Origin of the sequence: Rhizobium sp. WSM1274, assembly GCF_025200775.1 — a bacterium.
Lineage (GTDB): Bacteria > Pseudomonadota > Alphaproteobacteria > Rhizobiales > Rhizobiaceae > Rhizobium > Rhizobium leguminosarum_I.
This window is the reverse complement of the sequence record NZ_CP104139.1, coordinates 116,854-141,141: the sequence shown is the minus strand read 5'-3', so window position 1 is coordinate 141,141 and position 24,288 is coordinate 116,854. Positions and strand designations below refer to the sequence as shown.

Sequence of the window (24,288 nt, the reverse complement as noted above, 5' to 3'; positions counted from 1 at the left end):
AGCTCAAGAATAATGAAGGATGGGAACATGCATAAATTGATCTTGCCTCTACTTGCATCGGCGGCCTTGGCGATCGCCGCACCCGCTCTTGGCCAGGACGCCAAGCCGCTTGCCGGTCAGTCGATCACGGTGCTCATGCCATCGCCGCAGGGACCGAACATCGCCTCTGACTTCGAGGCCGAAACCGGCATTCACGTCGACCTGCAGACCCTGTCGTGGGACGACATCCGCCCGAAGCTGGTGACAGCCTTGGTTGCCGGTACAGCGCCAGCGGATGTGACCGAATTCGATTGGTCCTGGACCGGTCAGTTCAGCGCGGCCGGTTGGTATATGCCGCTCAACGACGTGATCGACGCCGATACGCTGAAAGATATCGGCGTTGCCAAGATCTTCACGGTCGACGGCAAATTATTGGGAATTCCCTACACCAACGACTTCCGGGTGATGCTCGTCAACAAGAAGCATTTCGCGGATGCAGGCATCACCGAGATGCCGAAAACATTGGACGCCCTGGTCGCTGCAGCCAAGAAGATCAAGGAAAAAGACATTGTCGAGTATCCGATCGGCCTGCCGGTTTCAGCAACGGAAGGCGCGTCAACGAGCTGGTACCTGCTGACTAAGGCCTTCGGTGGCGAACTCTTCGACAAGGACTTCAATCCGCTGTTCACCTCGCCGGATTCGGCTGGTTACAAGGCGCTTGCTTTCGAGTTGATGCTCCTCAAGGAAGGGCTGGTCGATCCGGCGTCTACCGGCCTGAAGGACAGCCAGATCAATGAGAGCATGTTCGGGCAGGGCATCACCAGCATCATGATCTCCGGTGAGCCCGGTCGTCTCGGCCAGATGAACGACCCGAAGCAGTCGAAAGTCGCCGGCCAGGTAGAAGCGATCCTCGTGCCGACGGCAAGCGGTGAAACACGCAGTTTCGGCCTTCCGGAAGCGCTGGCTATTCCAAACGTCTCTCCAAACAAGGAGGCGGCGATCGCTTTTGTCAAATGGTTCACCAGCAAGGACATCCAGAAGAAGAATGCCGTGAACGGCTTCCTGCCGACCCGCACGTCGGCGCTTTCCGAACTCAACGAGTCCGGAAAGCTGAACAGCGGTGACGCTCTCGTGGCGCAGTCCAAAACCGTTGAGCCGCTGTTCCCGCAAGGCACGCCGCCTTGGTATCCGCAATTTTCCAGCGGCGTAAACACCGCGATCAATAGCGCTGCCAAGGGACAGATGAGCGTCGACCAGGCGATGGAGGCTATTGCTTCCGCCGCCAAGCAGGCAATGGCGCAATGACAGCTTTGGCGTCCGAAGAGGCCACGAGCAAACGTGGGGTCGGCTTCAACGCCGACACCACACTCGGCTTGCTGTTGGTGTCGCCCATCATTATCACGATGGCAGCTTTGGTCTTCTACCCGATGGGAAGAACCGTCTGGGACAGCCTGCACAGGGTCAACCCCATGCAGGCCGGCACGCCATTCGTCGGCCTGGAAAACTACAGCCGAATGCTGTCGGATGGCCAGCTCGCGACGACCTGGAGCAACACGCTCACATACGTTGTTCTGGCCGTCGTCGCCGAAACCGTGTTCGGCGTTCTTGCCGCCGCTCTCATCAATCAGATCAAGGTCGGGCGGCAGTGGGTGCTCGCAGCAGTGATCTTGCCCTGGGCGCTGCCCGGCGTTGTGAATTCGGTCATTTGGCTTTGGATTTATCAACCTGGCGCGGGTCTGTTGAACGGCATTCTTTCAGCGCTCGGGCTCCCCTTCGAAAATCACGTCTGGTTCAACGATCGCACCAGCGCCATCGTCGCCGTAACAATCGTCCATGTCTGGCGCATGATGCCTTTGACGATCGTCATCGTCCTTGCGGCGATGCAGAGTATCCCTGCGCATCTCTATGAGGCTGCGCGGATCGATGGAGCCACGCGCGTTCAGATGTTCGGATGGGTAACCCTTCCGCTGGTTCGCAGTGCGATCGCTGTCGCCATGACGAACGCAACCGTGAACGCTTTCAATCTCTTCGACGAGGCCTGGGTTCTGGCGGGTGCCAGCCTCGAGACCCGACCGGTACTCGTCCAGATCTACCTCGAAACCTTCCAGAATCTCCGCTTCTCGTATGGCATGGCGCTATCGGTCGTGATCACTCTCGTGTCTCTGCTGATTTCGCTCGTCTACGTCCTTCGTGTCTATCGCAACACACGGTTCGACTGATGAGATCTACTATTGCCTATCGAATGATGATTTGGACCGGTGTCGTCGTCCTGTTGATCTGGTCTCTTGGGCCGATCTACTGGACCATCGCGAGTTCGGTTACTCCAAGCGAAGACTTTTCGACCCGACCGATCAACTTCTTCCCGCAGCACTTTACGCTCGATCACTACTCGCGGCTGCTTGGCATCAATATTGCGCGGATCGGAGGTGTGGAGGTATTCAAACAGTTCCGGGCCGCGTTGCTCAACAGCGTGGTGACCTCAATCGCTGCCACGCTGCTTTGCGTCGCGATATCCTCTCTTGGGGCTTACGCGTTCACCAGGCTTCAGTTTCCTGGCCGCAAAGGGCTTTTTGTCGCTGTCGTCGCGACTTTGGCCATTCCTGCCTACGCTGTCTTGATCCCGCTCTATCAGATCATGATCAAGCTGCATCTCGTCGATACCTATGTGGGCGTCTCGCTGATCTATGTCTCGGCATTCCTGCCCCTGTCGCTCTGGCTGCTGCGGAGCGTGTTCGAAGCTCTTCCGATCGCACTGGAGGAAGCGGCGCAACTCGACGGAGCGGGCCGGCTCTACATCTTCTTCAATATCGTCCTGCCGCTGGCCGGACCGGGTCTGACGGCAGCGGCGATCCTCACCTTCCTTGGTGCCTGGGGGCAGTATCTCGTACCGCTCATTTTCTCGCCGCAGGCAACGAAGCCGCTAACGGTTCTGATCCCGGAATTCGTAACGAAGAACTTCATCGACTACGGGCTCATCACCGCGAGCGGCTCGATCGCCATCGTCATCCCCGCCCTCGTCGTCATTTTCCTCAACCGTTACCTCGTCAGCGGCCTGTTGGCTGGTTCAGTCAAATAATCGGAGACTTCATGAACACGACCGAAAAGGTTATTTTCGAGCAATTTCCCTATTGGGAGAAGGCCATTGAATTGAATTCAGCCGACGACCGCGCGGAGCTGCTTGTCTTCGTCGGTTGCGGCACCTCCTTCAATCTTGCGCTCTCGCTGGCAGCCTATGCCAATATGGCCGGACGCAAGGCAATCGCGGTCCCCGGCGCGGAGTGGCAAAACCGGCCGTCGGCTTTCTGGCCGGAGTGGCGCAACACGCACGTCGTTGCGCTTTCCCGGAGCGGCGAGACGACAGAAACAGTCGCCGCGGCAAAGGCAAGCCGGGCCGCCGGCGCCTTCGTGACGGCGATAACCGTCGAACCGGAAAGCTCTCTGGCGAAAAATTGTGATCGGATGGTTGCGGCCGAAACCCATCCGGACGAAGGTATCGTCATGACGGTATCGGCGAGCCTCATGGTCCTTCTCGGTTTGCAGATGATCGGGCAGAAGGTTCCTGCCTCTGTCGTGAATTCGGCCCGCCAGCTGGCGAGCGCTCTCGATGCGGCGCTTCCGGGAATGATCGCCGACCGGTCGCACTTCGTCTTTCTCGGTGGCGGGCCGCTCTTCGGCGTCGCCCTGGAGGGAGCGCTCAAGCTCATGGAAATGAGCCAGATCATGACCCAGGCCTTCCACCCGCTGGAATACCGTCATGGGCCGATCAGCCTCGTTGACGGGAAGACGGTTGCGGTGATGCTGTACAGCTCCGACCAGAGGGAGGCGGAGACGAAACTGGTGGGAGAACTGAGAGAGAAAGGCGCGGTCGTCATCGGTGTGGGTGGTCCAGGCGATCTGGAACTCGCCGTCGATGTCGATCTGTCGCTTGCGGGTCTCGTTGTCCTTCCGGCGCTGCAGGTCCTGGGCGAACGCGCCGCGCAGGCTCGGCAAATCGACACGGTCTCCCCCCGTCACCTGACGAAGGTTGTGACGCTCGCATGACGTCGATCGAAGAGAACCGGCAGACCGCGCTGCGAAAGCTTTTCGGTGCCCGAAACCTGCCTTTTCCCCATGGCGTTACTTCGGTCTGCTCGGCGCATCCGCTGGTCATCGAGGCAGCCCTTCGGCGCGCCGGCATGGAACACCGGGCGGTCCTCATCGAAGCCACCTGCAATCAGGTCAATCAGGAGGGCGGCTATACCGCGATGACGCCGGCGGACTTTCGCCGGTTCATCGAGGACATAGCCGCAGCGACTGACTTTCCAGCCGAACGCATCATCCTCGGAGGCGATCACCTCGGTCCCAACCCATGGAGAAAATTGGCGGCCGAGGAGGCAATGCTGCGCGCCGCGGCTATGGTGACGGCCTATGTCGAGGCAGGGTTTGAAAAGATTCACCTGGACACGTCGATGGGCTGTGCCGGTGAACCAACGGCGCTCGATGACGAATTGACCGCGGCGCGGGCCGCTCGATTGGCAAAGGCCGCTGAGGAGGCCGCTCTTCGTTCAGGCCACCGTGCGCCGGTCTATATCATCGGAACCGAGGTGCCGCCTCCAGGTGGTGCAACGCACGCACTCGAAGAAATCGAAATTACCCGGGCCGATGCGGCGATGAAAACGCTGGCGGTTCACCGGGCGTCGTTTGCCGAAGCAGGTTTGGCGTCGGCAATGGAGCGGGTCATTGGGATCGTGGTTCAGCCGGGCGTGGAATTTGGCAACACGGACGTGGCGCTCTACAAGCCTGAACGGGCCAAGAGCCTCATTCGTTCGCTGGACGACATGCCGGGCTTGGTTTTCGAAGCACATTCCACCGACTACCAACCGGCCGAAGCCTTGTCTGCTCTCGTTGAGGGCGGCTTTGCAATCCTCAAGGTCGGACCAGGGCTGACTTTCGCGCTGCGCGAAGCGCTTTACGGTCTCGATGCGATCGCTGATGTGCTTGCCGGGAAGACGCCACGAACCGGACTGGTGACGACCATGGAAAAAATCATGGTCGAACAACCGGCAAGCTGGGCGGGCCACTATGGCGGCAGCCCCGATGAGGCGCGACTGCAACGGCATTTCAGCTATAGTGATCGAATTCGCTATTACTGGCCGGATCCTCGCGCATCCGCCGCGGTCGGCGAATTGTTCGGCCGGCTCCCCGATGAAATTCCCGAAACTCTGATCAGCCAATATCTCGGCCGACTCTATTCCGACGTGGTGTCAAAGCGGATCGCTCCGAGGGCCCGCGAACTCTGCCTTGCTGCGGTCGACGCGGTATTGGCGCCTTATTCAGCCGCCACGGCAATCCGATGAGCAATCGACAGCCGTGTCAGACGAGCGGCTGCATCCCGAAGATACCAACATTCAGCCGGAGAAAGTTATGGCGTCAGTAAGTGTGGCGAATGCCCGCAAGAGCTACGGTCACTTCGAGGTTCTGCATGGGGTGGATATTGATATCCAAGACGGCGAATTCGTGATCCTGGTCGGTCCGTCCGGGTGCGGGAAGTCGACGTTGTTGCGGATGATCGCCGGCCTCGAAGAGATTTCAGCTGGCCGAATATCGATCGGCAGCAAGGTCGTGAACAATGTCGCGCCAAAAGAACGCGATATCGCGATGGTTTTCCAGTCCTATGCGCTCTACCCCCCATCTGACCGTCGAGGCGAATATGGGTTTTTCGCTGAAGCTGGCCAAAGCACCCAAGGAACAGACCAGGCAACGTGTTCGCGCAGCCGCTGAAATTCTGGGGCTCGAGCATCTGCTCGACAGATATCCGAGAAATCTGTCGGGTGGCCAACGCCAGCGTGTGGCGATGGGCCGTGCCATCGTCAGAAATCCGCAGGTCTTTCTGTTTGACGAACCATTGTCGAACCTGGACGCGAAGCTGCGTGTCCAGATGCGTTCCGAAATCAAGCAGCTGCATCAGCGACTGAAGACAACGACCATTTACGTCACCCACGATCAGATCGAGGCGATGACGATGGCCGATCGGATTGTTGTGATGCGGGACGGCTTCGTCGAGCAGATAGGCTCGCCGCTCGATCTCTACGACCGGCCGGCAAACCTTTTCGTGGCGGGCTTCATCGGTTCGCCGGCGATGAACCTTATTCGAGGGCAGGTCAGCACCTCGGGGCCACCGGAGTTGATTACGGACGGCGGAGGTAGGCTGCCGCTGCCCGAAGCAGCGCCATTGGAACGCGGCGCGCAGCTTATCTACGGCATTCGCCCTGAGCACCTTACAATCGGACAAGGTCCTGTTGCCGCTGAGGTCGTCCTCGTCGAGCCCACCGGTGCCGAGATCCAGGTAACTACGAAGTTTGGTGCGGATCAGCTCGTCGCTGCGGTAAGAGAGCGCCTTGATCTCCACGCCGGCGACCGGATCGTCATTACCCCGGATCTCAGCAAGCTGCATCTGTTCGACGCAAAAACCGCACAACGGTTGAAGTCGGTCTAACGTGACTATTTTTTCGGACTGGCGGAACATGGAGGTCAATCTGATGACAGTCGGAGACGAGTCGCCAACGCTGGCTAATGGTTCGCTGAAAGTCAGCGTTCAAGGCTGCCGGCGGCGGCGATTATCTCCGCCGCAGTCGGGAAGATGCAAAGACTGTTCGGCCCGTCCAGCGCCTCAATTTGGGACCAGGCGATGGTACCGTTCGCATTGACCAGGAAGTGCCCGACGAGCTGGGTGGCGTGATTCGAGAAGATCGCCATATCGGCTTCATCAAGCTCGAAGCGGTCCTTGGCGTTGAGTATTGTATTAGCTTCCATCGGCGGTAGCTCTTCCGGCAACTCGCCCGTGGGGTTGATGCGCGCCGCCTGGAACTGCGCCATCGTCGCGCTATAAGGCCATTCGGGCTGCTTGCTGCTCCCATCGGGCAGGAACTCAGCATGGGGTACACCATAGGCCCGATGTGTGTGGCATTCGGGATCGCATAGCAGCGTTACTGGTGTCGGACGGTGGCGGAAATACAGGCGAGCGCGTTCTACAGGCGTGTTGATAACGGCCACGGTTTCCACTCCGGAGGCGCGCAGAGTGGGCTGTATGCCAGCCAGCTGTTCTACCTGGCGCCGACAGAACGGGCAGTGCAGCCCGCGAAAGAACCCGATCAGGAACGGGCGACCGCTCAAATCGGCGAATGAGACCGTTCCGTCGAAGTTGGCCGTAGCTAGTGCGAAGGCGGGGGCGGTTTTTCCTGGTTGCAGCGGACGATTGTGGTCTCCCATGGAATAATTCCTTTGTCGCATCGTCCAGGTGGACGACCGGATTTTGACTATATCACTCGTCGCAACAAGGCCCAGCGCTCCATGTTGAGATCGCGAATGTGGTCGGCATGCCATCTGGCCCTGCGACCGGCGTTGAGAGCTTGCCGGTAGCGATTGCCGCTCCTATCTTATTTAGAATAGACTAATGGAGCAACGAGATGGCGGAACTTGTGGCCGACACTCTACTCGTGGCCGACACTCTAATCGACACGACGATTGAGATCATTCCACCGGAAGACTCGAAAGAACAGCCCGACGGTCGTGCTTGCCTCTGCTGCAAGCGCCGGCGTCAGTGGATGGACGATGACGGCTGCGGCATCTGTGAGGAATGCCTGGCCTCGTGATCGACGCAAGAAAGGCACAACGCGATGGTCATCCGCAGCGCCGGACTTCTCATATACCGGCGCATTTCCAGGGACATCGAAGTGCTTCTCGTGCATCCGGGCGGTCCTTTCTGGGCTAGGAAAGACGAGGCTGCGTGGTCGATCCCGAAGGGGCTGATCGAGCCTGGAGAGGATGAACTCGCGGCGGCAATCAGAGAGACTGCCGAAGAGCTGGGTGCAGTAGTCGATGGCAGGTTCACACCGTTGGGCGAATACCGGCAACCTGGCGGAAAGATAGTTGTCGCGTGGTCGATCGAAGGCGATCCGGTACTAGACGTGAATGTGATACAGACCTCCAAATTTCAAATGGAATGGCCGCCACGGTCCGGCCAGGTAAAAAGCTTTCCGGAAGTCGATCGCGCCGGGTGGTTTTCCCCAGCCGACGCAGCGATAAAACTCTTGAAAGGCCAGCGACCAATACTTGCCGGTCTCCTGAAGCATCTGGAATGATCGGCCGAAGTTCGGTGAACCATCCCCATCTCGCTGCTGTCATGCATGAGGTGCGCGGCAGCCATGAGTTGCTTCTGAAGACAGCCGTCCTATCTGACAGTCACCGCCATGTGACTGAAATGGAGAAATCGGCGCAGCGATCCGCCTTAGGCACGCGCGAGGAGACAATCATGAACGGCATTTCCAAAACCCTGAACGACATGACGCTTATCGAACGCTCGAGCCTGCTCGAAACCGTCGCCGATGCTTTGGAAGCAACGGCCGAGGAGGCGGAAGGTGAGGGCGACACCCGCTTTGTCGCCAACTCCATTTGCGTCGCGAATACGATTCGCGGGCTATCCGGCGATCTCACGCCGCGCGATCTGATGGCGGCCGAGTTGCTGCTCGAGCAGGGCATCATGCTCGTCCATCAGTTCTCGAACAGGACGAAGACCAACGGAGTGGTCCACTAGAACCGAATTCTATTTAAATCAAACAGTTGGAGCATGATGCCGTCCGAAAACAACTCATACTTTTCGGCATCATGCTCCAACCGTGGGCGAAGGCGGCCTCGTTAGCAATGCGCTCTGTGAGGGTGGACGGCGACAGATGGATTGAGATAAAGCCGTTAATCCGCGTTGCGGAATAGCGGATGCTGCCGGTCCCTGGTGGAAACGAGGCGGTTGCACCGCGGCACACCGTCGGGAGCCCGGAGATCAGCGGACACGCCAGGAAGGCTTCAGTTCTCATGGATTGCCGTTTCAACGCGCAACTGTATCGAATGACCGATATAGCAGGGTTCACCTCTGTTCTGTCAGGAGAAGCGTGATGCAGCCTGGTCACACAGGCCTCGCCGTCGGCTTGATGGTGGCAGCCGCTTTTTTAAACAGTCTCGACGCAGTCATCGTACGTTTGCTGGCCGGCGAGGTGCATCCGTTGACGATCGGCTTTTTCCGGTCGTTTTTCGGGCTTCTTGTAGTCACGCCCTGGATCGTGTCACGGGTCGACCTGAAAGCCTCACCCTATCGTGTTCTGCATGTCGTGCGTGCGGGTCTGAAACTAGCCTCACTGGTCGCATTGTTCGTCGCCTTTGCGCACGCGCCACTCGCCGATGCGACGGCGATCAATTTCACCATGCCGATCTTTCTCGTTCTCGGTGCGTGGCTGGTGCTCAAGGAACATGTGGGCATCTCCAGCGTGGCCGGCATTGTCGCAGGTTTTATCGGCGTCATGATCATCATTCGCCCTGGAGCGTCCGGTTTCGATCCGTGGCTGCTTTTTGCGCTGGCAGGAGCGGTCCTGACGGCGGCCAGCCAATTGGTGCTGCGGCGGATGGCGTTGAAGGATAGTGCCGACCGGCTGGTTGCATGGAATCTAATAGCAACGGTGCCGCTTGGCGTGATCGTCATGCTGCCGGTCTGGTCAATGCCGACCTCGAGTCAACTCGGGCTGCTTGCTGTGCAAGGGACGCTCGGCGCGCTGAACATGACGCTGATCACGCGTGCCTTCGGCATGGCGTCTGCGAGTGTCCTGGCGCCCCTCGATTTTCTCCGGCTGCCTGTAGTGGCCCTCATGGCCTTCTCATTTTTCTCGGAAGTTCCTGCTGCACAGATGTGGATCGGTGCGGCGGTCATCATTGGCGCGGCCATTATTGGAACCCGCGGCATGACATGGCGACGCAAATCGCCGCGATAAACCCGATCATTTTTGGGGTTCACAAAAATTTTAGATGAACTAATATTTCAGTTACAGCGACTGGTCGTCGAGCCGTGCCTGTTGCCGGAGGGGTATCACAGGTAGCACAGATGAAGACGAATCCGGACATCACGACCCCATGGGGTTCACTCGGGAGGAGTGGCATGAAGAGTTTCATCGGTAAACGCGCGATCGCCAGTGGCGTATCGCTCGTGGTGCTTATCGTCATCGTGTTCTTCCTCTCCCGGCTGACGGGCGATCCGACTGACCTCTATCTGCCGATCGATGCGACCACGGAAATGCGCCAGCAATTCCGTGAGATGAACGGTTTCAACGATCCGTTGATCATCCAGTTCGGCCGTTATGTCTCGGATCTTGCCCAAGGCAATTTCGGTCAGTCACTTCGACAGGCCCGTCCGGCCATGGATGTCGTGCTGGAGGCATTCGTCTGGACCTTCTGGCTGGCCGTCATCACCATGGCGCTGGTCACGGTCGCCGCGATCGTCATCGGTTCGCTCGCGGCGTTTCGCGTCGGCGGCGTCTTCGACCGTCTCGCCACTTTCTTCTCGCTGATCGGCGCTGCGGCACCGGATTTCTGGTTGGCCATCGTGGCGATCGTTATTTTCGCTGTCAAACTGCATGTCCTGCCGACATCGGGAACGGGAACTTTCTGGCACTGGATCCTGCCGGTCAGCGTGCTGTTCATCCGGCCCTTCGGCCTGATCCTGCAGGTGGTCCGCGGCTCGATGATCAGTGTTCTGTCTTCTGCCTATGTGAAGACGGCCCGCGCCAAGGGGGTCCGCTCGAACTCAATCATCTTCATTCACGGATTGCGCAACGCCATGCTGCCGGTGATCACCGTCATCGGCGACCAGGCGGCCGCCATCTTGAACGGTGCCGTTGTCGTCGAGACGGTGTTTGGCTTTCCGGGCATCGGCAAGCTGATGATCGATTCCATTTTGCTTCGCGATTTCGCTGTCGTGCTGGCCGTCATCATGGTCTCGGCACTGGCGATCTTCATCATGAACCTGTTGATCGACATCGCCTATGCGCTGCTCGATCCGCGCATCCGGTATTGAGCGATGACGATGGCCGACACACAAATTCTCACCGAGAATAAACCGAGCGGCCCGATCGGGCGCTGGCTGACGATGCTGTGGGCAGACAAGCTGGCTTTCTTCGCGGCTCTGTTCCTGTTAATCGTTCTGCTCTGTGCGCTATTTGGCCCGTTCCTGCTGGAGGCGATCGCCACCAAGCAGAACCTGCGGGGCCGAAATGCGCCGCCGTTCGATATCACCCGCGGATTGCTTTACTTCCTCGGCGCCGATGCGCTGGGCAGGCCGCTTCTTGCCCGCGTCGTCGTGGCGGCGCAAAACACCGTCCTGGTTGCCGCGGCAGCCGTGCTCGCATCATCCATCGTCGGTACGGCGCTCGGTCTGGTCGCGGGTTACAGCCGCTCCTCCGCGGCTCAATGGATTATGCGCCTCGGCGACGTCATCATGTCCTTTCCGTCGCTGCTTCTGGCGGTGATCGTGCTCTACATGCTCGAGCCCTCCGTCACCAATATCGTCCTCGTCCTGGCGATCACCCGCATTCCCATCTATCTGCGCACTACGCGCGCCGAAGTGCTGGAAGTGCGCGAGCGGATGTTCGTGCAGGCGGCGAAGGTGATGGGAGCATCGTCCTGGCGCATTGTCTTCCATCACATTCTGCCAGTGATCTTCCCCACGCTGGTGACCATCGCAACGCTGGATTTCGCCTTTGTCATGCTGGCGGAATCCTCGCTGTCGTTCCTTGGGATCGGCATTCAGGCGCCGGAGATCACCTGGGGTCTCATGGTTGCGCAAGGACGACCCTATCTGACCAATGCCTGGTGGCTTTCCTTCTGGCCGGGCCTTGTAATCATTCTGACGACGCTGTCGCTGAACCTTCTGTCGAACTGGCTGCGCATCGCGCTCGATCCGACACAATGCTGGCGCCTTGAAATGAAAGGCCGGAAAAATGGCTGATCATCTTTTGGAAGTGCGTGACCTCTCGGTCGAGTTCCACACCGCCAGCGGTACCGTCAAGGCGGTGCAGGATGTCAGCTGGCACCTCGATCGCGGCGAGACACTGGCGATCCTTGGGGAAAGCGGTTCGGGCAAATCCGTGTCCGCCTCGGCGATCATGAATCTGATCGACATGCCGCCCGGGAAAATCACCAGCGGCAGCATTCTCCTCAACGGCCGCGACATGCTGAAAATGACGCCCGAGGAGCGGCGCTTGATCAACGGTGCCAAGATCGCCATGATTTTTCAGGACCCGCTCGCCCACCTCAATCCGGTCTATCCGGTCGGCTGGCAAATCACCGAGATAATGACGACGCATGGCCAGTCGGCGGAGCGCGCCGGCGCGAGGGCGCTCGAATTGATCGGCCGCGTTGGCATTACCGATCCGCAGGCGGCGATGCGAAAGTATCCGTTCCAGTTCTCCGGCGGCCAGCGGCAGCGCCTGATGATCGCCATGGCGATCGCCTGCAAGCCCGATATCCTGATCGCGGATGAACCCACCACCGCGCTTGATGTGACGGTGCAGGCTCAGGTGCTCGAACTTCTGCAGGAGCTGCAGCAGGAAACCGGCATGGGCCTGTTGTTGATTACCCACGATTTGGGCGTCGTTGCCGAGATCGCCGACCGGGTCGTGGTGATGAATTCCGGCTGCGTGGTCGAAACCGGCAATGCGGCCGAAGTCTATCGCAACCCGCAGAACGCCTATACGAAGAAGCTGATTGCTGCCGCACCGGGGAAGGGTGCGATGGCGCAGGAGCGTGACCGGCAGGGCGAACCGCTGCTGCGCGCCATTGGCCTGAAAAAGAGTTTCGGCGCATTCCAGGCGCTGAAGGGCGTGGACTTCGTCATCATGCCTGGCGAAACCGTTGCCGTGGTCGGCGAGAGCGGCTCCGGTAAGTCAACCCTTGCCCGGGCAATCGTTCGGCTCGATGATCCGCAGGACGGACAGGTTCTCTACCGTGGCAACGATCTGCTTGCGATGACCCCGCGGGAAATATTCGGGCTGCGTCGCGATTTGCAGATGGTCTTTCAGGACCCCACCCAGTCACTGAACCCGCGGATGAGCGTGTTCAGGTTGATTTCCGAGGCCTGGATCATTCATCCGGATATCCTGCCGAAAGCGAGATGGAAGGAGAGAGTGGCCGAGTTGCTGGCCAAGGTTGGCCTGAAACCGGATATGGCCGACCGGTATCCACATCAGTTTTCCGGCGGCCAGCGCCAGCGCATCGCGATTGCCCGGGCGCTTGCGATGGAGCCGAAACTGATCATCTGCGACGAGGCGGTTTCGGCGCTCGACGTATCGATCCAGGCGCAGGTGATTGCCTTGCTTGAGGGCCTGCGCCGCGAATTCGGCCTGTCCTATCTCTTCATCGCACACGACCTGCCGGTGGTTCGCGATTTCGCCGATCGTGTCATCGTCATGAAGGCTGGCGAGATTGTCGAGGAGGGTCCGGTGGAACAGATCTTCAATGCGCCCTCCCATCCCTACACACAGGCGCTTCTTGCCGCGAGCCTCGATCCCGATCCGGAGATCCAGGCCACCCGACGCGCCGCCCGCCACATACAGGAAGGACTCGTTTCCGCATGAAGCCCGATGTCATCGTCGCCTATCCGCTCCGGCCCCGTCAGATGGCGATGCTGGAGGAGACCTACACGCTGCACCGGCTGGATCTTGTCAAAGGCGAAGAGCGGGATGCTCTCGTGCGGAAAGCCGGCCCGATCTCTTCCGCGCTGGTCTGTAATGGCCATGTGACGATTGACGAAGCCCTGCTTTCGAAATTGCCGGCACTGAAGCTCGCCGCCTGTTCTTCGGCTGGCTACGACCAGATGGATGTCGAAGCGATGACACGGCGCGGCATCAAGCTCACCAACACATCCGAGGTGCTGTGCGACGACGTTGCCGACATGGCATTGCTTCTGATGCTGGCGGCACGCCGGCGCCTGCCGGAAGGCGACCGCTATGTGCGCTCCGGCGACTGGGGGCAAAAGGGCATGATGCCGCTGACGACATCGACGTCGGGCAAGAAGGCCGGGATCGTCGGCCTCGGCCGTATAGGGATGGCGATTGCCAAGCGATGCGAAGCTGTCGGGCTGACGGTCGGTTATTATGGGCGGACGAAGAAAGCCGGCAACGATTTTGCCTATTTCGACGCGACCCTAAAACTGGCGGACTGGGCCGATATCCTGATCGTGGCGACGCCGGGCGGGCCCTCGACCGAAGGGTTGATTTCGGCAGACGTGCTGAATGCGCTCGGGCCGACGGGCAGCTTCATCAACATTGCCCGGGGCACCGTGGTCGACGAGCCGGCCTTGATTAAGGCCTTGCAGGAAAGGCGGATCGCGTCGGCCGGCATCGATGTCTACCTCAACGAACCCAATCCCGATCCACGCTTCGCAGCGCTCGACAACGTTGTGCTCTATCCTCATCACGCCAGCGGTACCGAGGAAACGCGCGACCGGATGGCGCAATTGACGGTCGACAACCTTGCCGCCTTCTTCGCACGCAGGCCGCTGCTGACGCCGGTCAATTGACCCCGGCAAAACCCGCGGCGCGGCAGATCAGACGAAGTAGTCCGGGAACTCCTTCCGCAGATCTTCCACTTTTGCGACGGTTTGGCTGAGATGTTCACGGATCGCGTCGACTGCAGCCTGTTCGTTGCGAGCGGCGATCGCATCAATGATGGCGTGGTGCCCATTGAGAATGCTGACGATCTTGCCCTTCTCGGGCAGATGCAGACGACGTATACGCTCGAGATGGCCGGAGCGCTCGCGTATCAATTGGTGGAGGCTGCTGCGCTTGGCGCCTGCGAACAATGTCTGGTGAAAGAGCTCGTCGAGCTCCTGGAAGATCGCGATCTGATCGGCGTCGTCGGCGACTGCCGCCTGCATCTTGATGATCGATCGGGCGCGGGTAATGACGCTCGGATCCGGATCCGGATCGGTTGCGAGGCGGCGGCAAACCTCCGTTTCCAGTGCAACGCGGAGGAAATGCGCCTCGTAAATCTGCAGGACGTCGATCCTGGTCACCACAGTGCGGGACTGCGGATAAATGCGAACCAGACCCTCCTGTTTGAGAAGCTGCAATGCGTCACGGATGGGAGTCTGGCTGACTTCATAAGTCTCGGTGAGCTCGGTGCGCGACAGCGTGGTGTCCGGCGGCAACTGAATGGTGATGATGCGCTTTCGCAGATCATCATAGACCCGCTGGACAGTACTGCCAGCGACGACCGGGAAGCCGGGCGCGGTCAGGCCGAATGTGGAGGCGAACTGGGAATTCATGTGAGGCGTCCTTTTGAGTCCCATTCATAGCTTTGCACGACCTAATGCACAAGAACGCAAACTTTCCATTGATATATATGTCGAACTAAAATATCAGTTGGTACAAACGCTGGGATAAGCAGGCGAAAAGGTGGGAGAAAGCCGTGACCCCGAGGAAAACCTACGAGCAATTGCGGTCCGCCCGATGGATGCTGCCGGATGATCAGCGCTCGTTCGGCCACCGGTCGCGGACCATGCAGATGGGTTACGCGCCGGAGGATTGGCAGGGAAAGCCGATCATTGCCGTGATCAACACCTGGTCCGATGCGCAGCCGTGCCACATGCATTTCCGTGAACGCGCCGAATGGGTGAAGCGCGGAATTCTTCAGTCGGGCGGGTTTCCCATGGAACTGCCTGCTCTTTCCCTTTCCGAAAACTTCGTCAAGCCGACCACGATGCTCTATCGCAATATGCTGGCGATGGAGACTGAGGAATTGTTGCGGAGCCATCCTGTCGATGGCGCCGTTCTGATGGGCGGCTGCGACAAGACCACACCAGGCCTTGTCATGGGCGCAGTCAGCATGGGCATTCCCTTCATTTATCTGCCCGCCGGCCCGATGCTTCGCGGCAACTATGCCGGCAAGACGCTGGGCTCCGGTACCGACGGTTTCAAATACTGGGACGAGCGCCGCGCCGGCACGATCACCCAGGAGGAGTGGCAGGGCATCGAAGGCGGAATCGCCCGCAGCTACGGCCATTGCATGACCATGGGAACGGCATCGACGATGACGGCGATCGCAGAGGCAATGGGGTTGACGCTGCCGGGCGCATCGTCGATCCCGGCAGCCGACGCCAACCACCAGCGCATGTCGGCGGCCTGCGGCCGCCGCATCGTCGAGATGGTGTGGGAGGATCTGACGCCGGACCAGATCATCACCCCCGCAGCCATCGACAATGCGGTCACCGTCGCCATGGCGACCGGCTGTTCCACCAATGCGATCATTCATCTGATCGCCATGGCGCGGCGCGCCGGCGTCCCGCTGGAGCTCGATGATCTCGATCGCATTGGTCGCACGACGCCGGTTCTCGCCAACATCCGGCCTTCCGGTTCGACCTACCTGATGGAGGACTTCTTTTACGCGGGTGGCCTGCGCGCCCTGATGAAACAGCTCGGCGACAAGCTGGATCCCACCGCGATTACCGTTATGGGAAAACCCTTGGTGGATGGTTTGGACCAGGTGAAGATCTATAATGACGACGTTATCCGGCCATTGTCGAACCCGGTCTATCACGAAGGTTCGCTGGCCGTGCTTAAGGGGAACCTGTGTCCCGACGGCGCGGTCATCAAACCAGCGGCCTGCGACCCGAAATTCCATCGCCATTGCGGCCCGGCGCTGGTCGCCGACAGCTATGCGGAGATGAAGAAGATCATCGATGATCCCGACTACCCGCTGACGCCGGAGACGGTTCTCGTGCTCCGCAACGCCGGCCCCCAGGGCGGGCCGGGCATGCCGGAATGGGGCATGATCCCAATGCCGAAGGCGCTGTTGAAGCTCGGCCTGCGCGACATGGTCCGCATCTCGGATGCCCGCATGTCCGGAACCAGTTTCGGCGCCTGCGTGCTGCATGTCGCACCGGAATCTTATGTTGGCGGGCCTCTGGCGCTGCTGAGAACCGGGGACATGGTCGAGCTTGATATTCCGGCACGTAGCCTCAATATGCTGGTTTCCGAAGAAGAGATCACAGTGCGGCGGGCTGCCTGGGTGGCGCCGACGCGGCATTACGAGCGCGGTTACGGCTTCATGTTCTCCAGCCATATCGAGCAGGCCGACAAAGGCTGCGACTTTGATTTCCTGACGACGGAATTCGGTGGCAAGACGCCGGAACCGGCTATCAACTGAGGCACGACGATGTTTGATCCCAATCGACGCTCGATCCCGGAACAGCCGCCCAAGGCTGGCTTCGCTGCCGGCCCGTCTAAGTTGGACGCTATCCGATCGGTCGCCCTGTCGCTCGTCTACCTGCCGTTGGCGCGGCCGATCAGCGATGCCAAGGTTTTGACGGGCCGCCAGAAGCCGCTGACCCAGGTGGCCTTTCTGTTTTGCGAGATCGTCTCCGAGGCCGGCCATAGTGGGCTTGGTTTCAGTTATTCGAAGCGGGCTGGCGGACCTGCCCTTTATGCCCATGCCTGCGAGCTTGCCGACAACCTGATCGGCGAAGATCCCAACGATACCACGCGCATCTGGGACAAGCTCTGCTGGGCGGGAGCATCGGTCGGCCGCTCCGGCATCGCGACGCAGGCAATCGCCGCCATCGACATCTGCCTCTGGGACCTGAAGGCGAAACGCGCCGGCTTGCCGCTTGCAAAACTGCTTGGTGCCCATCGCGACAGTGTCGCCTGCTACAACACCTCCGGCGGCTTCCTGTCATCGAGCGTCGAGGAAATCCGCGATGCCATCGACCACTCGATCGCCTCGGGTATCGGCGGCATCAAGATCAAGGTCGGACAGCCGGACCCGATGATCGACCTTCGCAGGCTTGATGCGGTGACGAGCCATATTGATGGCCGTGTTCCGCTGATGGTCGATGCAAACCAGCAATGGGACCGCACGACGGCCTTGCGCTTCGGCCGGCTGGTCGAGCCGCTCAATCTCGAATGGATCGAAGAGCCGCTCGATGCCTATGACGCCGAAGGCCATGCGGCGCTGGCGCGGGAACTCGCCACGCCGATCGCCACCGGCGAAATGCTGGCAAGCGCCGACGAGCACATGGCGCTGATCCGGGCCGATGCGGTCGACTTCATCCAGCCGGATGCGCCGCGCGTCGGCGGCATCACCCCTTTTCTGCGCATCTGCACGCATGCCGAGGCGAAGCGCATGCGTCTGGCGCCGCACTTCGCCATGGAAATCCATCTGCACCTGGCGGCCGCCTATGCGCATGAGCCATGGGTCGAGCATTTCGATTGGCTGGCGCCACTGTTTAACGAACAACTCGAGATCAAGGACGGCCGGATGATCGTGCCGGCCCGGCCGGGGCTCGGTTGCAGCCTGACCGGCAAAGCCCGTGACTGGACCGTGGAAACGCGCAGCTTCGGCGCCTGAATGAGAACGAGGAGGAGAAAATATGAAGCCCGCAACCCGTGAAAAACTGATGGGTGTCTCTGTCGCAACGCTCTGTTCGGCGCTCTTCAAGCGCGGCCTGAGAAACCAGACGATCCAGGATGTTCGACCGATCCAGCCCAAGGGCTGGAATATGGTCGGACCGGCCTTTACGCTGCGTTACATGCCGGCGCGCGAGGACCGCAACGCGATGAACGTCTTTCGGAACCCGAAACATCCGCAACGGCTTGCGATCGAGACTTGCCCGGAAGGCGCTGTTCTGGTGATGGACAGCCGCAAGGATCCGCGCGCAGCGTCTGCCGGCGACATCCTGATTACCCGCCTGATGATGCGCGGCGGAGCCGGCGTCGTCACCGACGGCGGCTTCCGGGACGCCATGACGATCGGTGGCCTTGATATCCCCGCCTATCACAACCGTCCCTCCAGCCCGACGAACCTGACGCTGCACGAGGCGATCGACATCAATGTGCCGATAGGCTGTGGCGATGTGGCGGTTTTCCCGGGCGACATCATCGTCGGCGACGACGATAGCGTGATCGTCATCCCTGCGGAAATCGCCGACGAGATCGCCGATGAAGCGGTGGAGATGACCGCTTACGAGGATTTCGTCACGGAACGGGTCAAGCAGGGTCACACGATCATTGGCCTTTACCCGGCCACCGACGAAAGCAATCTGACGCTCTTTGCCGAATGGCGGAAGGTGAACGGCCGCTAAAGCGGCGCACCTTCGACAATACTTCACGCATCAGGACGGAGCGAGGCTCCGTCGAGGAGAAGAACAATGAGCTGGACCCCTTCAGGCAGGCACTTCATCGCCGGCGAGTGGATTGCCGGAACGACGACATTTCGGTCCGAGCCGGCGCATGGGCAGGCACATGATTTTGCGGTCGGCACAACGGAACTGGTCGACCGCGCCTGCCGCGCTGCCGAAGCTGCTTTTGCAGCATTTTCGGCAACGACACGCGCGGAGCGCGCCATTTTCCTTGAGGCAATCGCCGAGGAAATCGACCAGTGCGGCGAGGCCGTCACCCTCATCGGAACGCAGGAAACCGGGCTTCCGGAGGGCCGGCTCAACGGCGAACGTGCCCGTACCACCGGCCAACTCAGACTGTTTGCCGACCATATCCGCAAGGGCGCGCACCTCGACGCTCGCATCGATGCGGCGCAACCGAACCGGCAACCGGCGCCGCGGCCCGAGATCCGTCTGGTGCAGCGGCCGATCGGCCCCGTCGCCGTCTTCGGCGCTTCGAATTTTCCGCTGGCATTCTCGACGGCCGGCGGTGATACGGCAGCAGCACTTGCCGCCGGTTGCCCGGTCGTAGTGAAGGGACATTCAGCCCATCCCGGCACGGGTGAGATCATTGCCGAGGCGATTGCAGCCGCTGTTGAGCGCACTGGAATGCCGGCCGCCGTCTTCAGCCTCATCCAGGGCGGCCGCCGCGATGTCGGAACGGCGCTGGTGACGCATGCGGCCATCAAAGCCGTTGGCTTTACCGGCTCGCTTGCCGGCGGAAGGGCGCTCTTTGACCTTTGCGCCCAGCGTCCTGAGCCGATCCCCTTTTTCGGGGAACTCGGCAGCGTTAATCCGATGTTCCTGCTGCCGGCCGCTACCGCTACCCGGGCGGAGGCAATCGGTTCAGGCTGGGCCGGTTCCCTGACGCTTGGTGCTGGCCAGTTCTGCACCAAACCCGGCATCGCCGTGGTCGTCGACGGGCCGGAGGCGGACAAATTCACCAGTGCCGCCAAGGCGGCTCTTGAAAAAGTGGCGCCGCAGACGATGCTGACCAAAGGCATCGCGACGGCCTATCACGAAGGTGTGGAGCGCCTGCGGACAAGCAATGCCGTCGCGCCGGTTCTCGCGGCACAGAACGCCGGCCGCGACGCAACGCCGAACCTGTTCGAAACCAGCGGCTCGGCCTGGCTTGCCGATCACTCGCTCAGCGAAGAGGTGTTCGGGCCTCTCGGCCTCGTGGTGCGCGTCGGCTCGCCTGAAAAGTTGCTCACCCTTGCCGAAAGCTTTCAGGGACAGCTGACTGCGACGATCCATATGGACGATGCCGATCTGGGCCTTGCCCGCGACCTGCTGCCAATCCTCGAACGGAAGGCGGGCAGAGTGCTGGTCAACGGCTTCCCAACCGGTGTCGAGGTTGTCGATTCCATGGTGCATGGCGGACCCTACCCGGCCTCGACCAACTTCGGCGCGACCAGCGTCGGGACCATGTCGATCCGCAGGTTTCTGCGCCCCGTCGCCTACCAGAATTTCCCCGCCGACCTGCTGCCGCAAGACCTGCGCAACTGACATCGAGGAGTGCCAAATTGATTTCCCCGACTGAACTTCGCGAGATCATTCGCAATGGCCTGCTGTCCTTCCCTGTCACGCCTTTTGATGCCGAAGACCGGTTTGCCGCAAAGCCATTTTCAGCGCATCTGGAATGGCTGTCATCCTATCCCGTTGCCGGCCTGATCGTTGCCGGCGGCACCGGCGAGCTGTTTTCGCTGACGCCGGGTGAGGTGGTTGAGGTGGTAAAGGCCGCCCGCGCCGTGTCTGGCGATGCGCCCGTTATTGCCGGATGCGGCTACGGCACGCGGATTGCCTGCGACATGGCGCGCGAGATCGAGGCGGCTGGCGGCGACGGCATTCTTCTGCTGCCGCATTACCTGACCGAGGCGCCGGCAGATGGCATTGCCGCGCGTGTACGGGCCGTTTGCAAGGCCACCAACATGGGCGTCATCGTTTATAATCGTGGCCAAGCGCGGGTGTCGGCCGAGCAGCTTGCTCAGCTTGCCGACGAATGCCCGAATCTGATCGGCTTCAAGGATGGAACCGGTGACATCGATACGGTGCGCCGTGTCACGATCGCGCTGGGAGACCGCCTTTCCTATATCGGCGGCATGCCGACACACGAACTGTTTGCTCAAGCCTATCGCGGAGCCGGCATGCCGACCTATTCCTCGGCGGTCTTCAATTTCGTGCCTGAAACGGCACTGAGATTCCACAAGGCATTCCTTGCCGGTGACGACGCGGCCTGTGAGCAGATGCTGCGCGATTTCTACTATCCCTTTGCCCGGATCCGCGATCGCAAGGCAGGTTATGCTGTTTCTGCGGTCAAGGCAGGCGTGAGTTTGCGCGGGTTTGATGCCGGTCCGGTGCGGGCGCCGCTGACGGATCTCACCGACGAGGAAGTCGAGATGATGCGCGAGCTGATTGCGTCGGCCGGGTAAAATTTCGCGCCCCAGCCGGTCTAAGGCTTCGCATTCGGAGCGCCGGAGTTGAAGGCTGCATGCAATTAGTATATTAGTGTACTTGTGCCTTTCCAAGCTAGTGAGGAGATGGACTCCGGAGCACCGAAAACAGAACGCAGATCTACTGTGAGGAGCGCCAAAGGCGCATGGGAGGAGAACGAAATGAAACTGCATTTGTTAGCTGCCTGCTTTTCAACAACGGTGCTCGCGCTGAGTTTCGGCTCGGCGCAGGCGCAGGATGCCAAGAGCAACGTCACTGTTGTACTTGCCGAAACCGTCGATGTCGTCGAGCCCTGCATGGCTGCCCGCCAGGACGTCGGCCGGGTCATTTCTGAAAACGTCAACGAGATGCTGGTGGAATTCGACTACGTCAATGGCGGCCTCAAACCCCGCCTGGCGACGGAATGGTCGAAGATCGACGACGACACCTGGGAGTTCAAGCTGCGCCCGAATGTCAAATGGCACGATGGCAAGCCGTTCACCGCCAAAGATGTTCAGTTCACCATCGAGCGCAACAAGAACAAGAAGCTCAGCTGTGAGACCGGCGGCAAATATTTCGGCGGCACGGAGTTCAGCTTCGAGACGCCGGATGCCAACACGATCCAGATTACGACAAAGCCGGCGCAGCCGATTCTTCCGCTTCTGATGACGGTGATGGCTGTGGAATCGGCCGAGGCGACACCAGCAGACGAATTCACTCGCAAGCCGATTGGCACTGGCCCTTATACGTTCGACAAATGGGAAATCGGCCAGTCAATCGCGCTGAAACGCAATCCGGAATATTGGGGGGAGAAACCTCAGGTCGAACAGGCGACCTATCTGTTCCGCTCCGACAGCGCCGTTGCTGCCGCCATGGTCGATGCTGGCGAAGCCGATATCGTTCCGGCCGTATCCGTACAGGATGCCACCAACAAGCAAACCGATTTCGCCTATCCCAATTCCGAAACGACATCGCTGCGCATCGATACGCGTGCAGCCCCGCTTAATGATCGGCGCATCCGCGAAGCGATGAACCTCGCCATCGATCGTCAGGCAATGCTCGGAACGCTGTTCCCCGAACAGGCGAAGATCGCAACACAGCTCGTCGTGCCCACCACGATCGGCTATAATGCCGATATCCCTGCCTGGCCCTATGATCCCGAAAAAGCAAAGGAACTGGTCGCGGCGGCGAAAGCTGACGGCGTTCCGGTCGATCGCGAAATCCGCATCATCGGTCGCAACGGGCAATATCCCAACGCCACCGAAGCGATGGAAGCGATCATGGCCATGCTTCAGGAGGTCGGCTTGAACGTAAAGCTCGACATGTATGACGTTTCCGTGTGGAACGGCTACTTCGTTGCACCCTTTGTCGCCGATTCCGGTCCGACGCTGACCCAGTCGCAGCACGATAATGCGACCGGCGATCCCGTCTTCACCGCATTCGTGAAATACGCCACCGACGGCTCGCACTCCATGGTTCGGGATCCCGCCGTCGACGCGCTGATCGCCAAGGCGACGTCTGCCACCGGCGACGAGCGCACAAAACTCTGGAAGGAGCTGTTCGCCAAGGTGAACACCGAAATCATCGCAGACATCCCGATGTTTCACATGGTTGGTTTCACCCGCGTCTCGCCGCGTCTCGACTTCAAGCCGACGATCGCGACGAATTCCGAACTGCAGCTGTCACAGATCCGCTTTAAGTAAGGCGGTATGCCGCGCTTAAGCACGGGCCGCCGCAAATAGCGGCCCGTGCTTTCCATGACGCGAGGGAGGAATGCCTATGCCCCTGATTGACCGCATTGTCCTGACCCAATTCGCCGAGCAGATTTTAACGCATGCGGGCATGGAGACCGACAAGGCCGAAACGACTGCCGCAGTCCTGGTGGAAGGCGACATGATCGGCCACGAAACCCATGGCGTCAGCCTTCTGAACTGGTATGTCGAAGCGTTGGAGGACGGTTCCCTTGCGAAGTCCGGCAGCTATGACGTCGTCAACGACCGCGGCGCAGCCTTTGTTTGGGACGGCAAATCCCTGCCGGGCGCATGGCTGCTGACCAAGGCGATCGAGCAGGCCTGCGAACGGGTCGGCGATCATGGCGTCGTCACTGCCGCGATCCGTAACTGCCACCATACCTGCGCTCTTTCAGCCTTCATGCGGCAGGTCACCGACCGCGGTCTGATCATACAGCTGTCGGTCTCGCATCCCGCAGCTAGCAGAGTCGCGCCCTATGGCGGTACAAAGCCGCTTCTGACGCCCAACCCGATGGCGGCCGGCTTCCCGACGTCCAAGGATCCGATCCTGATCGACGTCTCTGCCTCGATCACCACCACGACCATGACGCAAAACATGGCGAAGGCCGGCAAGAAATTTCCGGAGGCCTGGGCTTTCACGGCCGCAGGCGAGCCGACCGATGATCCACGCGAGGTGACCGAACGGGGCGGGACGATGATGCCTCTCGGCGGCCAGTTGAAGGGGCACAAGGGTTTTGGGCTCGGGCTGATCGTCGAATTGCTGGGGCAGGGGCTTTCCGGCAAGGGACGGGCGAACGCGCCGCCCGGTGTGTTTTCGCAAAGCGCCTTCCTTCAGGTCATCGATCCCGCTTTTTTTGCCGGGCTGGATGCCTTTACGGCCCAGTCCGATTTTCTCGCCGATGCATGCCGCAGCAATCCTCCGGCGCCGTGGAACAATGGCGCGGTTCGCATGCCGGGCGATAACGCGGCACGAAGGCGCCGCTCGGCGTTGGAGGAGGGCGTGCCGGTTGGCGATGCAGCTTGGCAGAAGCTTTGTAAACATGCCGAGATCCTGGGCTTGCCTATTCCCGACGTCGCCGCGTGACAAGATCATCGCTTCGAAACTTCTATCGGTCC

General features: G+C 60.3%; 22 protein-coding genes and 1 pseudogene. 21 read left to right on the top strand and 2 right to left on the bottom strand.

From position 1 onward, the window contains the following. Positions 1 to 27 precede the first annotated feature (27 nt). From N2600_RS24905 to N2600_RS24880, 6 genes and pseudogenes are all read left to right on the top strand, one after another. Entirely contained in the window at positions 28 to 1,284 is a 1,257-nt protein-coding gene (locus N2600_RS24905) for an ABC transporter substrate-binding protein (RefSeq protein ID WP_260299196.1), read from the top strand. Continuing rightward, positions 1,281 to 2,198 (top strand): carbohydrate ABC transporter permease, encoded by a 918-nt coding sequence (locus tag N2600_RS24900; protein ID WP_260299195.1) that lies wholly within the window; start codon positions 1,281 to 1,283, stop codon positions 2,196 to 2,198. Before N2600_RS24905 ends, N2600_RS24900 begins: the two co-directional genes overlap by 4 nt. A gap of 23 nt (positions 2,199 to 2,221) precedes the next feature. Continuing rightward, entirely contained in the window at positions 2,222 to 3,055 is an 834-nt protein-coding gene (locus N2600_RS24895) for a carbohydrate ABC transporter permease (RefSeq protein WP_260299478.1), read from the top strand. Between the two features lie 11 nt (positions 3,056 to 3,066). Beyond that, a complete protein-coding gene (locus N2600_RS24890) occupies positions 3,067 to 4,020 on the top strand; it encodes an SIS domain-containing protein (protein ID WP_260299194.1) in 954 nt (317 codons plus the stop codon). Further along, positions 4,017 to 5,315: a D-tagatose-bisphosphate aldolase, class II, non-catalytic subunit gene (locus N2600_RS24885; protein ID WP_260299193.1), complete on the top strand. Its 1,299-nt coding sequence runs from the start codon at positions 4,017 to 4,019 to the stop codon at positions 5,313 to 5,315. The genes N2600_RS24890 and N2600_RS24885 overlap by 4 nt, the downstream gene beginning before the upstream one ends. 67 nt (positions 5,316 to 5,382) lie before the next feature. After that, a pseudogene (locus N2600_RS24880) lies at positions 5,383 to 6,454 on the top strand (ABC transporter ATP-binding protein). A 92-nt stretch (positions 6,455 to 6,546) separates the two neighbouring features. Here N2600_RS24880 and N2600_RS24875 read toward each other — a convergent pair. Further along, positions 6,547 to 7,227: a redoxin domain-containing protein gene (locus N2600_RS24875; RefSeq protein ID WP_260299192.1), complete on the bottom strand. Its 681-nt coding sequence runs from the start codon at positions 7,225 to 7,227 to the stop codon at positions 6,547 to 6,549. A 197-nt stretch (positions 7,228 to 7,424) separates the two neighbouring features. Here N2600_RS24875 and N2600_RS24870 point away from each other — a divergent pair, with 197 nt between their 5' ends. The 8 genes from N2600_RS24870 (at position 7,425) to N2600_RS24835 (ending at position 14,353) form a co-directional block, all read left to right on the top strand. Then, positions 7,425 to 7,610: a hypothetical protein gene (locus N2600_RS24870; protein ID WP_170280947.1), complete on the top strand. Its 186-nt coding sequence runs from the start codon at positions 7,425 to 7,427 to the stop codon at positions 7,608 to 7,610. Positions 7,611 to 7,634: 24 nt separating this feature from the next. After that, on the top strand, positions 7,635 to 8,099 hold the full coding sequence (locus N2600_RS24865; RefSeq protein WP_260299191.1) for an NUDIX domain-containing protein: 465 nt from the start codon (positions 7,635 to 7,637) through the stop codon (positions 8,097 to 8,099). Positions 8,100 to 8,269: 170 nt separating this feature from the next. Beyond that, a complete protein-coding gene (locus N2600_RS24860; RefSeq protein ID WP_260299190.1) occupies positions 8,270 to 8,551 on the top strand; it encodes a hypothetical protein in 282 nt (93 codons plus the stop codon). Between the two features lie 355 nt (positions 8,552 to 8,906). Then, positions 8,907 to 9,773 carry a DMT family transporter gene (locus N2600_RS24855; RefSeq protein ID WP_260299477.1) on the top strand — a complete coding sequence of 289 codons (867 nt, stop codon included), beginning with the start codon at positions 8,907 to 8,909 and terminating at the stop codon, positions 9,771 to 9,773. A gap of 164 nt (positions 9,774 to 9,937) precedes the next feature. Further along, positions 9,938 to 10,852 carry an ABC transporter permease gene (locus N2600_RS24850; protein WP_221961395.1) on the top strand — a complete coding sequence of 305 codons (915 nt, stop codon included), beginning with the start codon at positions 9,938 to 9,940 and terminating at the stop codon, positions 10,850 to 10,852. A 3-nt stretch (positions 10,853 to 10,855) separates the two neighbouring features. Then, complete coding sequence (locus tag N2600_RS24845; RefSeq protein ID WP_260299189.1) at positions 10,856 to 11,782, top strand: ABC transporter permease; 927 nt, start codon at positions 10,856 to 10,858, stop codon at positions 11,780 to 11,782. Then, entirely contained in the window at positions 11,775 to 13,409 is a 1,635-nt protein-coding gene (locus tag N2600_RS24840) for an ABC transporter ATP-binding protein (protein WP_260299188.1), read from the top strand. The genes N2600_RS24845 and N2600_RS24840 overlap by 8 nt, the downstream gene beginning before the upstream one ends. Further along, positions 13,406 to 14,353: a 2-hydroxyacid dehydrogenase gene (locus N2600_RS24835; protein ID WP_260299187.1), complete on the top strand. Its 948-nt coding sequence runs from the start codon at positions 13,406 to 13,408 to the stop codon at positions 14,351 to 14,353. Before N2600_RS24840 ends, N2600_RS24835 begins: the two co-directional genes overlap by 4 nt. A gap of 27 nt (positions 14,354 to 14,380) precedes the next feature. Here N2600_RS24835 and N2600_RS24830 read toward each other — a convergent pair whose 3' ends face one another. Further along, the gene (locus tag N2600_RS24830; RefSeq protein ID WP_260299186.1) at positions 14,381 to 15,100 is read right to left on the bottom strand and encodes a GntR family transcriptional regulator; all 720 of its coding nucleotides are present in this window, start codon (positions 15,098 to 15,100) and stop codon (positions 14,381 to 14,383) included. A gap of 143 nt (positions 15,101 to 15,243) precedes the next feature. Between N2600_RS24830 and araD the strand changes: the two genes are divergently transcribed. The 7 genes from araD (at position 15,244) to N2600_RS24795 (ending at position 24,256) form a co-directional block, all read left to right on the top strand. Continuing rightward, complete coding sequence (gene araD, locus N2600_RS24825) at positions 15,244 to 16,980, top strand: L-arabinonate dehydratase (RefSeq protein ID WP_260299185.1); 1,737 nt, start codon at positions 15,244 to 15,246, stop codon at positions 16,978 to 16,980. A 9-nt stretch (positions 16,981 to 16,989) separates the two neighbouring features. Continuing rightward, positions 16,990 to 18,180 carry an L-talarate/galactarate dehydratase gene (locus N2600_RS24820; RefSeq protein WP_260299184.1) on the top strand — a complete coding sequence of 397 codons (1,191 nt, stop codon included), beginning with the start codon at positions 16,990 to 16,992 and terminating at the stop codon, positions 18,178 to 18,180. A 22-nt stretch (positions 18,181 to 18,202) separates the two neighbouring features. After that, a complete protein-coding gene (locus N2600_RS24815; protein ID WP_170280938.1) occupies positions 18,203 to 18,913 on the top strand; it encodes a ribonuclease activity regulator RraA in 711 nt (236 codons plus the stop codon). A gap of 66 nt (positions 18,914 to 18,979) precedes the next feature. After that, positions 18,980 to 20,497, top strand: a complete 1,518-nt coding sequence (locus N2600_RS24810) for an aldehyde dehydrogenase (NADP(+)) (protein WP_260299183.1) — start codon at positions 18,980 to 18,982, stop codon at positions 20,495 to 20,497. A 17-nt stretch (positions 20,498 to 20,514) separates the two neighbouring features. Further along, a complete protein-coding gene (locus N2600_RS24805; protein WP_260299182.1) occupies positions 20,515 to 21,420 on the top strand; it encodes a 5-dehydro-4-deoxyglucarate dehydratase in 906 nt (301 codons plus the stop codon). Positions 21,421 to 21,603: 183 nt separating this feature from the next. Further along, positions 21,604 to 23,124, top strand: a complete 1,521-nt coding sequence (locus N2600_RS24800) for an ABC transporter substrate-binding protein (protein ID WP_260299181.1) — start codon at positions 21,604 to 21,606, stop codon at positions 23,122 to 23,124. A 70-nt stretch (positions 23,125 to 23,194) separates the two neighbouring features. Beyond that, positions 23,195 to 24,256, top strand: coding sequence for an Ldh family oxidoreductase (locus tag N2600_RS24795; protein ID WP_170280934.1), 1,062 nt, complete (start codon positions 23,195 to 23,197; stop codon positions 24,254 to 24,256). Positions 24,257 to 24,288 lie beyond the last annotated feature (32 nt).

Coding starts and splice junctions, on each gene's coding strand:
- N2600_RS24820 (WP_260299184.1), top strand. CDS start 16,990: ATGTTTGATCCCAATCGACGCTCGATCCCGGAACAGCCGCCCAAGGCT.
- N2600_RS24830 (WP_260299186.1), bottom strand. CDS start 15,100: ATGAATTCCCAGTTCGCCTCCACATTCGGCCTGACCGCGCCCGGCTTC.
- N2600_RS24840 (WP_260299188.1), top strand. CDS start 11,775: ATGGCTGATCATCTTTTGGAAGTGCGTGACCTCTCGGTCGAGTTCCAC.
- N2600_RS24845 (WP_260299189.1), top strand. CDS start 10,856: ATGACGATGGCCGACACACAAATTCTCACCGAGAATAAACCGAGCGGC.
- N2600_RS24900 (WP_260299195.1), top strand. CDS start 1,281: ATGACAGCTTTGGCGTCCGAAGAGGCCACGAGCAAACGTGGGGTCGGC.
- N2600_RS24905 (WP_260299196.1), top strand. CDS start 28: ATGCATAAATTGATCTTGCCTCTACTTGCATCGGCGGCCTTGGCGATC.
- N2600_RS24795 (WP_170280934.1), top strand. CDS start 23,195: ATGCCTATGCCCCTGATTGACCGCATTGTCCTGACCCAATTCGCCGAG.
- N2600_RS24890 (WP_260299194.1), top strand. CDS start 3,067: ATGAACACGACCGAAAAGGTTATTTTCGAGCAATTTCCCTATTGGGAG.
- N2600_RS24855 (WP_260299477.1), top strand. CDS start 8,907: ATGCAGCCTGGTCACACAGGCCTCGCCGTCGGCTTGATGGTGGCAGCC.
- N2600_RS24815 (WP_170280938.1), top strand. CDS start 18,203: ATGAAGCCCGCAACCCGTGAAAAACTGATGGGTGTCTCTGTCGCAACG.
- N2600_RS24810 (WP_260299183.1), top strand. CDS start 18,980: ATGAGCTGGACCCCTTCAGGCAGGCACTTCATCGCCGGCGAGTGGATT.
- N2600_RS24800 (WP_260299181.1), top strand. CDS start 21,604: ATGAAACTGCATTTGTTAGCTGCCTGCTTTTCAACAACGGTGCTCGCG.
- N2600_RS24870 (WP_170280947.1), top strand. CDS start 7,425: ATGGCGGAACTTGTGGCCGACACTCTACTCGTGGCCGACACTCTAATC.
- N2600_RS24895 (WP_260299478.1), top strand. CDS start 2,222: ATGATGATTTGGACCGGTGTCGTCGTCCTGTTGATCTGGTCTCTTGGG.
- N2600_RS24875 (WP_260299192.1), bottom strand. CDS start 7,227: ATGGGAGACCACAATCGTCCGCTGCAACCAGGAAAAACCGCCCCCGCC.
- N2600_RS24860 (WP_260299190.1), top strand. CDS start 8,270: ATGAACGGCATTTCCAAAACCCTGAACGACATGACGCTTATCGAACGC.
- N2600_RS24865 (WP_260299191.1), top strand. CDS start 7,635: ATGGTCATCCGCAGCGCCGGACTTCTCATATACCGGCGCATTTCCAGG.
- N2600_RS24835 (WP_260299187.1), top strand. CDS start 13,406: ATGAAGCCCGATGTCATCGTCGCCTATCCGCTCCGGCCCCGTCAGATG.
- N2600_RS24885 (WP_260299193.1), top strand. CDS start 4,017: ATGACGTCGATCGAAGAGAACCGGCAGACCGCGCTGCGAAAGCTTTTC.
- N2600_RS24850 (WP_221961395.1), top strand. CDS start 9,938: ATGAAGAGTTTCATCGGTAAACGCGCGATCGCCAGTGGCGTATCGCTC.